This window comes from Streptomyces sp. NBC_01077 (genome assembly GCF_045162855.1).
GTDB lineage: Bacteria > Actinomycetota > Actinomycetes > Streptomycetales > Streptomycetaceae > Streptomyces.
In genome coordinates this window covers 1,282,443-1,296,717 of record NZ_CP108669.1, presented here as the reverse complement: position 1 = coordinate 1,296,717, position 14,275 = coordinate 1,282,443, and the positions used below count along the sequence as shown (strand labels likewise).

The 14,275-nt window shown below is 71.9% G+C and carries 12 protein-coding genes; 7 read left to right on the top strand and 5 right to left on the bottom strand.

Going from position 1 to position 14,275, the window contains the following annotated elements:
• Positions 1-112: 112 nt before the first annotated feature.
• Positions 113-1,921 carry a serine hydrolase gene (locus OG462_RS05880; protein WP_406055105.1) on the bottom strand — a complete coding sequence of 603 codons (1,809 nt, stop codon included), beginning with the start codon at positions 1,919-1,921 and terminating at the stop codon, positions 113-115.
• A 172-nt stretch (positions 1,922-2,093) separates the two neighbouring features.
• On the opposite strand from OG462_RS05880, the gene OG462_RS05875 reads away from it, so the two are divergent.
• Positions 2,094-3,200, top strand: coding sequence for an NAD(P)H-dependent flavin oxidoreductase (locus tag OG462_RS05875; RefSeq protein ID WP_406055103.1), 1,107 nt, complete (start codon positions 2,094-2,096; stop codon positions 3,198-3,200).
• Complete coding sequence (locus OG462_RS05870) at positions 3,200-4,750, top strand: acyl-CoA synthetase (protein WP_406055101.1); 1,551 nt, start codon at positions 3,200-3,202, stop codon at positions 4,748-4,750. Before OG462_RS05875 ends, OG462_RS05870 begins: the two co-directional genes overlap by 1 nt.
• Before the next feature lie 64 nt (positions 4,751-4,814).
• Here the strand turns inward: OG462_RS05870 and OG462_RS05865 are convergent, their stop codons facing one another.
• A complete protein-coding gene (locus tag OG462_RS05865; protein ID WP_406055099.1) occupies positions 4,815-5,789 on the bottom strand; it encodes an AraC family transcriptional regulator in 975 nt (324 codons plus the stop codon).
• An 80-nt stretch (positions 5,790-5,869) separates the two neighbouring features.
• Here OG462_RS05865 and OG462_RS05860 point away from each other — a divergent pair, with 80 nt between their 5' ends.
• Positions 5,870-6,709 (top strand): NAD(P)H-binding protein, encoded by an 840-nt coding sequence (locus OG462_RS05860; protein ID WP_406055097.1) that lies wholly within the window; start codon positions 5,870-5,872, stop codon positions 6,707-6,709.
• A 149-nt stretch (positions 6,710-6,858) separates the two neighbouring features.
• On the top strand, positions 6,859-7,563 hold the full coding sequence (locus OG462_RS05855) for a GNAT family N-acetyltransferase (protein WP_406055096.1): 705 nt from the start codon (positions 6,859-6,861) through the stop codon (positions 7,561-7,563).
• 16 nt (positions 7,564-7,579) lie between these two features.
• Here the strand turns inward: OG462_RS05855 and OG462_RS05850 are convergent, their stop codons facing one another.
• The gene (locus tag OG462_RS05850) at positions 7,580-8,233 is read right to left on the bottom strand and encodes a TetR/AcrR family transcriptional regulator (protein ID WP_406055094.1); all 654 of its coding nucleotides are present in this window, start codon (positions 8,231-8,233) and stop codon (positions 7,580-7,582) included.
• 174 nt (positions 8,234-8,407) lie between these two features.
• Here OG462_RS05850 and OG462_RS05845 point away from each other — a divergent pair, with 174 nt between their 5' ends.
• Positions 8,408-9,040, top strand: coding sequence for an SRPBCC family protein (locus OG462_RS05845; protein ID WP_406055092.1), 633 nt, complete (start codon positions 8,408-8,410; stop codon positions 9,038-9,040).
• Between the two features lie 20 nt (positions 9,041-9,060).
• On the opposite strand, the gene OG462_RS05840 is transcribed toward OG462_RS05845, so the two are convergent.
• Positions 9,061-9,957, bottom strand: coding sequence for a nitroreductase/quinone reductase family protein (locus tag OG462_RS05840; RefSeq protein ID WP_406055090.1), 897 nt, complete (start codon positions 9,955-9,957; stop codon positions 9,061-9,063).
• Positions 9,958-10,111: 154 nt separating this feature from the next.
• Here OG462_RS05840 and OG462_RS05835 point away from each other — a divergent pair, with 154 nt between their 5' ends.
• On the top strand, positions 10,112-10,516 hold the full coding sequence (locus OG462_RS05835) for a MarR family winged helix-turn-helix transcriptional regulator (protein WP_406066386.1): 405 nt from the start codon (positions 10,112-10,114) through the stop codon (positions 10,514-10,516).
• Between the two features lie 41 nt (positions 10,517-10,557).
• A complete protein-coding gene (locus OG462_RS05830; RefSeq protein ID WP_406055088.1) occupies positions 10,558-11,655 on the top strand; it encodes a calcium:proton antiporter in 1,098 nt (365 codons plus the stop codon).
• A 30-nt stretch (positions 11,656-11,685) separates the two neighbouring features.
• Here the strand turns inward: OG462_RS05830 and OG462_RS05825 are convergent, their stop codons facing one another.
• Positions 11,686-14,082 (bottom strand): penicillin acylase family protein, encoded by a 2,397-nt coding sequence (locus OG462_RS05825; protein ID WP_406066385.1) that lies wholly within the window; start codon positions 14,080-14,082, stop codon positions 11,686-11,688.
• Between the last annotated feature and the right edge of the window lie 193 nt (positions 14,083-14,275).

Sequence of the window (14,275 nt, the reverse complement as noted above, 5' to 3'; positions counted from 1 at the left end):
ACACGACAGACGCTCGCCCTCGCGTTCGTCTCATCCCCCGGTGAGAACTTCCCGCCGGGACGGTACCTCACATGATCACTTGTACGCAGTCCAAGCAGGTGGACGGGCGGGCTCAATCGGCCGACCTGCTCCAGCCGTTCGCCTCGATCCGCGCCCCGTCCGCCGGCCGCGCCTCGTCGAACAGCGGGCGTCCCGCTCCGTCGAAGAGCCGCAGCCCGTCCACGTACACGCCCCGTCCCACGTACCGCTGGTCCGTCGTGTACCGCCAGCGCAGGAGGGCGTCCGTCCCGGACAGTGGGGTGGACACGGTGTGCCAGACGCGGCCGGACCAGCCGCCCGCCGCGCCCGTCGGGTGCTCCGTGTGTCCGTCGGTGGTGAAGGGCACCGGCCGCCAGGTCGTGCCGCCGTCGGCCGAGGCCTCCAGGGCGACCGGGTCGGCGCCCGGCTCGGTGTCCCACCACAGCGCGCACTCCAGGCGTGCGGCGCCCGAGACGTGAGGGAGCGTCAGGGTGGCCGTCGTGGCGCTCGCCATGCCGGAGAACCAGGACGTACGGCCCCGGTCGGGGCGGACGGGGACGGCGCGGGCCAGGTGGTTCGCCGCGGCGACGCGGGGAGCCGACCCCGAGCGCCAGGAGCGCACCGGGTGCACGGAGTTGCCGAGGACGATCAGGAAGGCGTCGGTGGTCGGGTCGAGGACCAGGCTGGTGCCGGTGAACCCGGTGTGTCCGGCCGTCCGGGGCGTGGCCATCGCGCCCATGTACCAGTGCTGGTAGAGCTCGAAGCCGAGTCCGTGCTCGTCGCCGGGGAAGGCGGTGTTGAAGTCGGTGAACATCAACTCCACGGAGGCGGGGGAGAGGATGCGGGCCCGGCCGTACGCCCCGCCGTTGAGCAGGGTGCGGGCGAGGATCGCGAGATCCCAGGCGCGGGAGAAGATCCCGGCGTGGCCCGCGACCCCGCCCAGGCTGTGGGCGTTCTCGTCGTGGACCTCGCCCCGCACCATGCCCCGGTCGAGACCGGACCACGGCGGGCGGGCGTCCTCGGTGGCGGCGATCCCCGGCCGCCAGGAGAGCGGGGGATTGAAACGAGTGCGGTGCATCCCGAGCGGAGCAGTGATCTCGTCGTGGAGCAGCACATCCAGACCGAGACCGGTGATCTTCTCCAGGATCAGCTGGAGCGTGATCAGATTCAGATCCGAGTAGAGGTACGTCGACCCCGGCGGGTTCGCCGGGACCTCGTCCCAGATCAGCCGCAGCTTCCCCTCCCGCGTCGGCGCCTTGTACAGCGGGATCCACGCCCGGAACCCCGAGGTGTGGGTGAGCAGCTGACGGATCGTGACGTCCTGCTTCCCGCCGCCGCCGAACTCCGGCAGGTACGCGGTGACCCTCGTCTCAAGTTCCAGCGCCCCGCGCTCGATCTGCTGCACGGCGAGGATGGAGGTGAAGAGCTTCGAGACCGACGCCAGGTCGAAGACGGTGTCCTCGGCCATCGGGACCTGTTCGTGAGGCGGCAACTCCACGCCGGTGTCGGTCTTCTCGTCGTACGACGCGTACCGCACGGCCATGCCGATCGGCCGGTGCAGGGCCACCGTCCCGCCCCGCCCGGCGAGCAGGACGGCGCCCGCGTACCAGGGGTGCGTGGGGGAGGGGCCGAGGAAGGCCTCGGCGTCCGTGACCAGCCGGTCCAGGTGCTCCGACAGGAGCCCCGCCCGCGCGGCGGACCCGCGTCGCAGGGTGGTCCTGCGCGCGCCGGGGGCGGCACCGCCCGCCGCCGCTCCCGGGGTCCCCGCTCCTCGGCTCCCCGGTCCCGGCGCCGCCGCGGCCCCCGGAATCGAACCGATCATCAGCGCACCTCCCAGGGCGAGGACTCCGCCGCCGAACGCCCGGCGGCTCGGGCCCCGGCCCCTCCTGGACTCCTCCGTCATGCCCACCCTCTCCCACAGCCCTTTGAAAGAAAACTTCGGCCACGCCGGAAAGATCTGAAACTTTCTTACCGGAGCCGAGGCGCGTCGCGGAAGCGTCCGGCGTTCCAAAGAATCTGACGATGCATCAGAAAACCTCTTCCCTCCGTCGCGCCGCTGCGGCATCCTGCCGCCCATGAAGACGGAGCTGAGTCGCACCCTGGGGATCGAGCACGCCATCTTCGGCTTCACGCCCTTCCCCGCGGTGGCCGCCGCACTGACCAGAGCCGGCGGGTTCGGCGTCCTCGGCGCGGTCCGCTACACCGACCCCGGCGAGCTCGCCCGCGACCTCGACTGGATGCAGGACCACACCGACGGCCTGCCCTACGGCCTCGACGTCGTGATGCCCGCCAAGAAGGTCGAAGGGGTCAGCGAGGCCGAGGTCGAGGCCATGATCCCGGAGGAGCACCGGGCGTTCGTCCGCGCCACGCTCGCCAAGCACGGCGTGCCCGAACTCGCCGAGGACGAGGCCTCCGGCTGGCGCATCACCGGCTGGATGGAGCAGGTCGCCCGCAACCAACTCGACGTGGCCTTCGACTACCCGATCAAACTCCTCGCCAACGCCCTGGGCTCCCCGCCCCCGGACGTCGTCGCCCGCGCCCACGACCACGGCGTCCTCGTCGCCGCCCTCGCCGGGAGCGCCCGGCACGCCCGCCACCACGCCGACGCCGGCATCGACGTCGTCGTCGCCCAGGGCTACGAGGCCGGAGGCCACACCGGCGAGATCGCCTCCATGGTGCTCACCCCCGAGGTCGTCGACGCCGTGTCCCCGCTGCCCGTGCTCGCCGCCGGCGGCATCGGCAGCGGAGAGCAGATCGCCGCCGGACTCGCCCTCGGCGCCCAGGGCGTCTGGCTCGGCTCGATCTGGCTCACCACCACCGAGGCCGAACTGCACTCCCGCGCCCTCACTGCCAAGCTCCTCGCCGCCGGCTCCGGCGACACCGTCCGCTCCCGCGCCCTGACCGGCAAACCCGCCCGTCAGCTCCGCACCGAGTGGACCGACGCCTGGGACGACCCGGCGGGACCCGGCCCGCTCCCCATGCCGCTCCAGGGACTGCTGGTCGCCGAGGCCGTCTCCCGCATCCAGCGGCACGAGGTCGAACCGCTCCTCGGCACCCCCGTCGGGCAGATCGTCGGCCGGATGAACTCCGAGCGCAGCGTCCAACAGGTCGTCGACGAGCTCACCCGCGGCTTCGAGAAGGCCGTCGACCGCATCAACCGCATCGCCGGACGGAGTGAGTGATGAGCCAGGCAGCCACCGGATTCTGGGCCCAGGCCGCCGCCGACCCCGGCCGTACGGTCCTGGTCGCACCCGACGGCGAGGAGTGGACCGCCGGCCGGCTGCACGCCGAGGCCAACCGGCTGGTGCACGGGCTGCGGGCCGCAGGCCTGGAACGCGGCGACGCCTTCGCCGTCGTCCTCCCCAACGGGCCCGAGTTCTTCACCGCCCATCTCGCCGCCAGCCAGGCCGGGTTCTACCTCGTCCCCGTCAACCACCACTTCGTCGGCCCCGAGATCGCCTGGATCGTCGCCGACTCCGGCGCCAAGGTGCTGCTCGCCCACGAACGGTTCGCCGAGGCGGTGACCCTCGCCGCCGAGGAGGCCGGACTCCCCGTCACCCATCGGTACGCCGTCGGTACGATCCCCGGCTTCCGTGCGTACGCCGAGCTGCTCGAAGGACAGGACGCGAGCGCGCCCGCCGACCGCACCCTCGGCTGGGTCATGAACTACACCTCCGGCACCACGGGACGGCCCCGGGGCATCCGCCGCCCGCTCCCCGGGAAACTCCCCGAGGAGACCCATCTCGGCGGCTTCCTCGGCATCTTCGGCATCCGGCCCGCCGACGGCAACGTCCACCTCGTCTGCTCGCCGCTCTACCACACCGCCGTGCTCCAATTCGCCGCCGCCGCCCTGCACATCGGCCACCCGCTCGTCCTGATGGACCGGTGGGCGCCGGAGGAGATGCTCCGGCTGATCGACCGGTACGACTGCACCCACACCCACATGGTCCCCACCCAGTTCCATCGCCTCCTCTCCCTGCCCGAGGGGGTGCGGAACCGGTACGACGTCTCCTCGATGCGCCACGCCATCCACGGCGCCGCGCCGTGCCCCGAGCACGTCAAGCGGGCGATGATCGACTGGTGGGGCCGGTGCGTCGAGGAGTACTACGCGGCCAGTGAGGGCGGTGGCGCCTTCGCGACCGCCGAGGAGTGGCTGAAGAAGCCCGGGACGGTCGGCCGGGCATGGCCCATCAGCGAACTGGCCGTCTTCGACGACGACGGGGTCCGGCTGCCGCCCGGTGAACTCGGCACCGTCTACCTGAAGATGAACACCGGCGGATTCCAGTACCACAAGGACGAGGCGAAGACCGCGAAGAACCGCATCGGCGACTTCTTCACCGTCGGGGACCTCGGCGTCCTCGACGAGGACGGCTATCTCTTCCTGCGCGACCGCAAGATCGACATGATCATCTCCGGCGGGGTCAACATCTACCCGGCCGAGATCGAGGCCGCTCTCCTCGCCCACCCCGCCGTCGCCGACGCCGCCGCCTTCGGCATCCCGCACGCCGACTGGGGCGAGGAGGTCAAGGCGGTCGTCGAGGCGGCCGAGGGGTACGAGCCGGGGGCGGCGCTCGCGGAGGGGATCCTGGCCCACTGCGCCGACCGCCTCGCCGGCTTCAAACGCCCGAAGTCGGTCGACTTCGTCGACACCATGCCCCGCGACCCCAACGGCAAGCTGTACAAGCGCCGCCTGCGCGATCCGTACTGGGAGGGCCACGAGCGCCCGCTGTGACCCGGTATTTGCAAGGGTACCGACCGGCGCAGATCACCGGATCACGGCTGCTCGGCCGAGTGTCTCACCTGGCGGGTGAGTGCCCGGGTCGACGAGCCCGACCGTCTCGGCCGGGCCCCGAGAGCGGGTGCGCCGCGGCACGGTGCTCGGTCGGAGTGATGCCGCGAAGACGTTTGAAGGCGACGCTCAGCCCGAAGGTGTTGGCGTAGCCGACCTTCCGGGCGATCGAGCCGACGGTGGCATCCGTCTCGCGGAGCAGGTCGGCCGCCAGGTCGATGCGCCACGAAGTGAGGTAGGTCATCGGCGGTTCCCCGACCTGTGCGGTGAAACGTCGGGCGAGCGCGGCGCGGGACAGTCCCGTACCGGCCGCCAGGTTCGCCACCGTCCACGGATGGGCCGGATCGGCGTGAAGCAGTCGCAAAGCGTGGCTCACCGCCGGGTCGTCCATCGCCCGGTACCACGCGTGCGCGTGCGCCTCGGACTGATCGAACCAGGTCCGCAACGTGGAGAGGAGCATCAGGTCGAGCAGCCGGTCGCGCATCACCTGCCGGCCGGGGCTGTCCCCGATCATCTCCTCGACCATCAGATCCAGCAGCGGGAGACGCACGTGGGCGCTGCGGACCACCAGCACTTCGGGCAGTGCGTGGAGCAGCCGCTCGCTGATCTCGCGTCGGCCGGTGTAGGCGCCGCTGAGCAGGAGGGCCGAGCCGTCCGGGCCGAGGTCGCTGCTGTCGGGCTCACCGCCGGCGGGGCCGCGAAGACAGTACTCGGTGCTGTCGATCACGACCTGCGGTGGGGTGGCCGGGTCGTCCGCGACCGTGTACGGCGCCCGGCCGCGGATGACCGCGATGTCTCCGGCACCGACCGAAACCGGTTCGTCATCGGCAGGCACGATCCACGCCCGGCCGCGCAGCATGGTGGCCAACGTCAGCGGTGAACCGCTGGCGAAGCCCATGGACCAGGGCTGGTCCATGACGGTCCGCCGGAACAGGGCACCCCGTGCCCTCACCCCGTCGAGCAGTTCGGAAAGCACATCCACGGCGCCAGCGTAGACGCACAGACATCGAAGTGAGCCTCCGAGCCATGGATCATCTCGCCGCAGACGTCTTCACTGGCCTCATGACCACACAGACAATTCTGGTGACGGGTGCTACGGGGAGGACCGGGAGCCGGGTCCTGACCCTGCTGCGAAGGCGGGGCCTTCTCGTCCGGGCGGCATCGCGCGCCGGTGAACCACGATTCGACTGGCTCGACCGGGCCACCTGGGATGCCGCGCTGGACGGCGTGAAGACGGTGTACCTCGTGCCGGTCGACGGGGAACTCCTCACACGCCCCTTCATCGAGCGTGCCGTCGAGCTCGGCGTCGAACGCGTCGTGCTGCTGTCGGGGCGCGGCGTGGATGTGCCGGGGTACTCCGGCGAGGCCAACATCGCCGGTGCCACACACATCGACGGGGAGAGCGCGGTGCGCGACAGCGGTGTCGCGTGGACGATCCTGCGACCTGCCTGGTTCGCACAGAACTTCAGCGAGGGCATCTTCCTGGATGCCGTCCTCGCCGGTGAGCTGAGGCTGCCGGCCGGGGACGGCGCCGTCTCCTTCGTCGATGCCGACGACATCGCCGCGGTCGCGGTCGCGGCACTCACCGAAGACGGTCACGACGGGCAGACCTACGAACTCTCCGGGCCTCGGGCCCTGACCATCGCGCAGGCCGTCGCCGAGATCTCCGAGGCCACCGGGCGGGACATCCGTTATGTTCCGCTGTCCCCCGAGGACTTCGTCGCGGAACTTACCGGGCGGGGATCGGCGGCCGACGAGGCGGCGGACTTCGCCGAGGCGGTGAGCCCGATCCGACGGGGCATGGACCGGCACATCTCCGACGGAGTGACGCGCGCTCTCGGCCGACGACCGCGTGACTTCACCGACTTCGTGAAGGCGTCGGTGAGGGCGTGGCACGGTTGAGCGCGGAGCCGTCGAGAGCGCCTCCTGCCGGGCGGGCCCGACCCGGCCCCGCGGGACGGCGTCCCGTCCCCCTTAGACTTCGTGCACGAGGAGGTCTCCCACGGTGACCGTCTTCCCTGTTCGGCACGGAGTATGAGAGGGACAACACGATGGCGGGCCGCGATCCCTTCGTACTGGACGACCCGGTGGCCGAGTCCCTCCGGAGTCGTCACGCGCATCTCGCCCGCCGCGTCGGCCGGGCCGTCACCTATCTCCCGGACGTCTCGACCTTCGCCGCCGTGTCCACCGAGCAGGATCCGGCGAGGTGGGCCGACCTCACCGAACTCCTCGGCCGGGGCGAGTTCGCCGACATGTTCAGCTGCCCCGTGCTCCCGCCGTCGGACTGGGAGCCCGTCTTCGTCCTGGAAGGCCGCCAGATGATCCGGCCGGGCGACGGCGCGTCCGGGCGTCCGGGAGACGAGACGGACGACGGTGTGGTCGAACTGGGCGCGGACAGCGTGCCCGAGATGCTGGACCTCGTCGAACGCACCCGGCCCGGGCCGTTCTGGTCCCGTACCCCCGAACTCGGCACCTATCTCGGCATCCGTGAGAAGGGCACGCTGGTGGCCATGGCGGGCGAGCGGCTCCGGCCTCCGGGATGGACCGAGATCAGCGCCGTATGCACCGCGCCCGAGGCTCGTGGGCAGGGTCACGCAGCCCGCCTGGTCGGCGCGCTCGCGGCACGCATCGAGGCGCGGGACGAAGGGGCCTTCCTGCATGTGGCCGAGGCGAACGCCGGCGCGCGCGCCCTCTACGAGAAGCTCGGCTTCGTGACGCGCAAGCACGTGACCTTCCGCGGCTTCCGTACGCCGTAGGGTCCCGCCTCCGGCCTCAGGGCCGGGGTGCCAGCAGCTCGTCCAGTTCGGCCGCGAAGAGCAGGGCCGGGTCGAAGTCCATGCCGGTGAAGTGGCCGGCGAGTTCCAGCGACAGCACGCCGTGCATCCGGGTCCAGAAGGTCAGGAACCCGTGAAGGGCCCCGGGCGGGGCGGGATGGCCCGCGGCCCAGCCCCGATGGTCCTCCAGATGGCTGCCGAAGGCGGTCGTCGCGCCTGCCCGGGGGAGCGCCGCGCACGCGTCGAGCAGCGTCGTCATGATCTCGGAGGAGATGGCGGTGGTGTCCGCGGGCGCCTGGTAGCCGGGGACGGGCGTGCCGTAGACGAGGAAGTACCGCTGAGGGTCCGTCAGGGCCCAGTCGCGCAGGGCGTGTGCGAGCCCGGACAGGTCGGCACCGGAGGCCGAGGCCGTACGGAGGGTCTCGGCGAGGCTTCTGTACGCCTCCCGCACGAGTTCGGTGATCAGGTCGTCGCGGCTGGCGAAGTAGCGGTAGAGCGCCGGCCCGCTCATGCCCATCTGCTTGGCGATCGCGTTGAGGGAGAGCGCCGATGCGCCCGCCGTGGCGATCTGCTCCCAGGCGCGTTGCGTGATCTCCGCGCGTACCTGGGCCCGGTAGCGCTCCCGTGGGGTGTCCGTGCCCGTCGCCGCCATGGTCCGCCACCGTCCCTGTTCATTCGGCTACAACCTCAAGGATTGGTGAGAAGTTATCACGCTCCTGTTGACCCGTCAGCAGGCGGTGAGTTACAACATCTAACGAAAGCGTGAGCCTGTATCGCGGGAGTGGGTGGCGCTCACGCCCCGACCGACAGAACAGAGGAGAACTCCATGTCCGGCATCCGCAGCACCGGCATCCGCGCAGCCCTCGTCACGGTCCCGGTCGTCCTCGGCCTCCTCGGCACCGCGGCCCCACCCGCCGGTGCGGTCGACTCCCGTGCCGGCGGGGCCCGCCCCGGCCCCTCCCTCACCTGCCGCGGGGAGGGCGTCGTCCCCGACGCCCTCGTCCGTCACCGGACCGAGATCGTGATCGACGCCCCGCTGCGCACCATCTGGAAGCTCCAGACCGACGTGGAGCGCTGGCCGTCCTGGCAGGCCCCCGTCGAGTCCGTGGAGCGCCTCGGCCACGGCCCCCTCCGCAGGGGCTCGGCCTTCCGGTGGACGCTGCCGATCCCGCCCAACCCCTCGACTCCCGCCACCGGCCTGGAGATCACCTCGACCGTGCGGCAGATCAAGCACCACGCGTGCATCCGCTGGACCGGCCCCGCGATCGGCGAAGGGCTGCGCATCGACGGCGTCCACGTGTGGACCTTCACCAAGGTCCGGGGAGGTGTGCGCGTCAGCACCGAGGAGACCCACGCGGGCCCCCAGGTCGAAGCGGACGTTCCCACCGCGAACGCGCTTCTCCGTGAGGGCCTCGAAGCGTGGCTGCGCGACCTGAAGTCCGCCGCCGAAGCCGCGTGACCTGCAGTCCGCCGCCGAGGCTACGTTCCCGGGACGACCCGGGAGCGCGTGAGTGCCGGGACCAGCTGTGCCTCCTCGTACGTGAAGTGTTCCTCCAGCCGGGTCGCCAGCCGGTCCACGTCGGCGCGGAGGGTCGCCGGTGCGACTCCCGAGGTGAGGAGCGCCTCCAGTTCCTCCACGGTGCGGGCGACCACGTTGTGCTCCTCGCGCATCCGGTCCAGCGAGTCGGACAGCTCCGGGAACTCGCGCTCCAGGAGGTCGAAGACGCTGTCCTCGTTGTGGTGGTGGGCGTGCAGCGCACCGCAGAAGGTCAGGCAGTGGCGGGCGAGCCGGCGGCCGAGGGCCGGAGTGTCCCGCGCCGCCGCGCCTGCCACGTCCTCCGCCTCCGTCGCTGCGGAGTCCAGCCCCTCGCGTAACGCGGTGAGTTCGGCGCGCAGTTCGGCGTGGACCTTGGTCAGGTGGTCGGCGATCGCCCGGCGCCGTGCCGGGTCCGTGAGGTCCACGCGGTGCAGGGCGACGACGGGGATGGTCCTGTCCGTGCCTGCCTGGTAGGCGGCGAATCCCGGGTCGCGGGCCGCCTGTTCCGCGTACAGCCGGTCCCGCTCCTCGCCCTCCGTCACCACCGCCCTCGCCGCGAACCGTTCGACGGTCCCCTCCGGCGTGCCCAGTTCGACGGTCACGTGCGGGTCGGCACGGAGGTTGTGGAACCAGGCCGGGTGCTTCGCTCCGCCGGCGTTCGACGCGAACACGAGCAGCCGTGACCCGTCGCGTACGAACACGGCGGGGTTGGTGTGCGCCCGGCCGCTGCGGGCACCCGTCGTGGTGAGCAGGAGCAGGGCCGCGCCCTCGAACATTCCGCCCACGCGGCCGCCGTTGGCGCGGAACTCCTCGATGACCTGTTGGTTGACATCGGACATGGCTGTGCCTTCCGGTAGCATCGATTCCGGCAGATCTATTTGCTTTGAAAGCAAAGCTAAAAGGGAGGGGTGCAGGGTGTCAACCGCACACGAGGGGGACGAGGCCGCCGACGGGCCGGAACTCGACGAGGCCGTGCGTACGTTGCTGCTGCTCATGCCTCGGATGGTGTCGCGGGCGAAGCGCATCAGGATTCCCGACGAGCTGCAGTCGCTCACGCTCGCGCCCCGCCATCTCTCCCTGCTCGCCTATCTCCTGTTCGACGGGTCGCTGAGCGTCAACGAGCTCGCCGCCCGGCTGGAGATCGCCCCCACGACCGTGAGCCTGATGGTGGGGGACCTGGCGAAGAAGGGCGTACTGGAACGGGTCGAGGACCCCGCCGACCGCAGGCGCAAGATCGTCTCCATCGCGCCGGCGCACGGCGCCGCCATCGACGGCTGGCTCGGTCGCAGCGCCGACGCCTGGCGCGCGGCCCTCGCCCCGCTGGACGCGGCTCAGCGGCGGATGTTCCTCGACACGCTCACCGCGTACGAGCGCGGCCTCAGCGACCCCCTGGATTGACCGAACCGGGCGAAAGCCCCCTTTGTGGCAGGATGCGGATCATGAGTTCGAGCACGGCGTCATTGGCACGGCAGTGGACCACCTGGGGGCCGGTGGTGGCGGCGCTTGTGCTTGTCGCGGCCTGGGGGCGGGACCTTCCGGGCTTCGCCGTCGGGCTCATCGCGCTGTGCCTGATCGCCGCCGTCCTCGCCGCCGTCCACCACGCCGAGGTCATCGCCCACCGGGTGGGCGAACCCTACGGCTCGCTCGTCCTCGCCGTGGCCGTCACCGTCATCGAGGTCGGACTCATCGTCACACTGATGGCGGGAGGCGGCGAGAAGACCTCGACCTACGCGCGTGACACCGTCTTCGCCGCCGTCATGATCACCTGCAACGGCATCGTCGGCCTCTCCCTGCTCGTCGCCGCGCTCCGCAACCGCGTCGCGGTCTTCAACGCCGAGGGCTCCGGCGGCGCGCTCGCCACCGTCTGCACCCTGGCCACGATGACGCTGGTCCTGCCGACCTTCACCACCAGCCACCCCGGCCCCGAGTTCTCCTCCGCCCAGCTCGCCTTCGCCGCCGTCGCCTCCATCTGTCTGTACGGCGTGTTCGTCGGCGTCCAGACGGTCCGGCACCGGGACTACTTCCTGCCCGTGCCGCGCCCCGGCCAGGACTCGGCGGAGGAGCACGCCGACCCGCCGACCAGGCGTGACGCCTGGACCAGCCTCGGCCTCCTCGTCGTCGCCCTCGTCGCCGTCGTCGGCAACGCCAAGCTGATCTCGCCGACCATCGAGGACGGCGTCGAGTCGGCGGGCCTGCCCAAGGCGGTCGTCGGTGTCGTCATCGCCCTGATGGTGCTTCTGCCCGAGACCCTGGCCGCCGTCCGCGCGGCCCGCCGGGACCGCGTCCAGACCAGCCTGAACCTCGCGTACGGCTCCGCGATCGCCAGCATCGGCCTGACGATTCCGGCGATCGCGCTCGCCTCGATCTGGCTGTCCGGGCCCCTGGTGCTGGGCCTCGGCCCGCTCCACATGGTCCTGCTCGTCCTCACCGGTGTGGTGAGCGCCCTGACCGTGGTGCCCGGACGGGCCACCCTCCTCCAGGGCAGCGTCCATCTCGCGATCTTCGCCGCCTTCGTCTTCCTGTCCTTCAGTCCCTGACGAGCCCTGCGACGGGCTCCGAGGAACCGTTCAGCCCCTGACGACCACCACCCGCAGCGCCGGCGAGCGCAGGATGTCCTTCTCGCAGAACCGGGAGGTCACCCAGCGCTCGCCCGCGTACAGCCGGGTCTGGTCGCTGTAGTACGGCGACGTCGGGTTCGAGGACTGGGAGTACGAGAGCAGCGTGCGGGCCACCGGGCACCGGCCGCCGTCCCAGCCCACCGCCTGCACATGGCTGGTGCCGTGCGCGACCTCCGTATAGCCGCCGCCGGCCGCGTTCCACACGGACTCCGTCTTGTTCCAGATGCCCAGCGACTCCGTGCCGCCGCTCACCGGGATCCGGTCCCCGTTCCGTACGACGAACTGGTGCGCGCCGAGCGGTGCGTCCAGCGGGATCCCCGAGGCCCGTAGCTCCGCCACCGCGTCCGCCAGGGCCTTCGCGAAGCCCGGCGCCGTCGTGTTCAGGGTGTTCGGGGTACGGACCGGGTCCGCCGGCGAGAACGGCACCGTCCACTGCTGGGCCGACGGCACCGCCGCCGTGAACTTCCGCCAGAAGCGGTCGAAGAGCAGCGCGCCCCGGCTGTCCGTGTTCACCGTCCGGTCCCACGCGCCGATCACCCGGCAGGCCTCGGGGTCGTCCGGCAGCGCGGTCGCGCAGGCCTGAGCCACATCGGCCGCCGCCAGGTCACCGGCCGGAGCCCGGTTGGCGAACTGCTGACGCTGGAGGTCGGCCACCGTCAGGTCGCCGCGCACGGCCATCGCCGCCACGTCCTCGACACCGCCGCGGGTCCGCAGCGAGCGCTGCGTCGCGATCGTGCCGAAGATCCGCTCGTAGCCGGTCAGCGGCCGGTCGGCGTTGGTCAGCCAGGCACTGTCGTTGGAGTTCTCCACGTACGGGGTGTCCCGCAGCACCGGCATCCGCGCCGGGCCGAAGACGCCCGGCTGCACCGCGTCGGGGTCGGAGCCGAGCGAACAGTCCGACCGCGAGCCGTCGAGCACCGCGACGCCCGACGAGGGGTAGTTGGCCCGGCCGAGCGGCGTGGAGCAGCGCGCGGCGAGTTCGTCCGTGATCCGGGGCAGTACCTGCGACTGGGTGAAGAGGGAGTGTCCCGCCGAGTCCGCCGCGATCGTGTTGACCCAGGGCAGCCCCTGCGTACGCCGCAGGGTCTCGGCGATGTCCCGGGTGGAGCGCGCCCTGCCGAAGCCGAGCGCGGTGTCGGAACCGCGCAGATTGCTCGCGTTGGGGTCGTTGAGCGCGTACGCCGTGCTCGTCGTCCACGGCAGCGGGAGCTGCGGGCCGAGGCCCCCGACGACCGGACCGTACCGGGTCCACCACTGGGTGCGGGTGACGGGAGCGCCGCCCTTGACCGGCACGGTCACCTGACGCGGGGTCATCCGCTCCGGCAGGCCGTCCACCAGGTACGAGGTCGGGTCGCCCGGGGCGAGCGTCAGCTGGTGCAGGTTGAGCGGGACCCCGGTGGCGACGGTGTGGCTCCAGGCCACCTTGTCGTTGAAGCCTATGTTGACGACGGTCGTGCCGAGGAGCGAGGCGCCCGAGACGTTCAGCTCGCCGGGGATGGTCTGCTGCGACTGCCAGAAGCGGCGGCCGCCCTGCCAGGGGTAGTGGGGGTTGCCCAGGAGCAGCCCGCGCCCGTTCGCCGTGGTGGCCCCCGAGAAGGCGACGGCGTTGGAGCCCATCGTGGCGTTCTCGGCGGCGAACAGCTCCCGGGCGGCCTCGGCGGCACGGTCGGGGTCGGGAGCCTGGCCGGGCGCGCCGGTCTGCGGGGCGGTCTGCGCACCGGACTGCGCGGCGGGTTGAGCCGCCGGCGGCCGGGCGGCGGTGATGCCGTCGACGGCACGACCCTGTCCGCCGAGCACCGAGACGGCGAAGCCGCGCCGGGCCACGTCGAGGGCGGTCACCGGGCGGACCCAGTCGGCGTTCGCGCAGGCGGGATCCGTGACGCGGTTCTTCCGCAGCCAGGCGTTGTATCCGGCGGCCCAGCCGCGCATGAGCTCCGTCAGGTCACGGCTGGGGCCGGCCGGTGCGGGGGTCCTGAGCAGCGCCTCGACGGTTCCGGCGTCCTTCACCCCGCGGAAGTACAGGTCGCTGGAGAGGTTCGTGGCGGCGGAGGAGAGCGAGCCGTCCGTGGCGGCGTCCGGACCGAAGTACCGGGAGCGCTCCCCGTTCACCGTCAGGAAGCCGTCCGCGAGCGTGCATATCTGGTCGGCGGCCTGGGCCCAGCCCGTCCCGAAGCCGAGGTTCGCGTAGTCCTTGGCCACGATGTGCGGGATGCCGTGCTCGGTGTACCGGATGACGGCCGACAGGCCCCGGTCGGACGGGTGGTGGGCCCGGTCCCCGGAGTCGGCGACCGCCGCGCCGGGCAGCGTGGCGGTGACGACGGCGAGGGCGGCGCCGGCGAGCGCCAGGCGTGTGAGACGCGTACGGAGCGGACCGGTGCCGAGCGGACCGGCGCCGAGTCGACCGGCGCCGAGTCGACCGGTGCCGAGCGGACCGGTGCCGAGCCGACCGGTACGGAACGGGCGGGTGCGGAAGTGCAAGGTGCCTCCCAACGGAAGGTGGAGCACGGTGAGTCGGACCATGCACGCAGCCGCGCGCCCC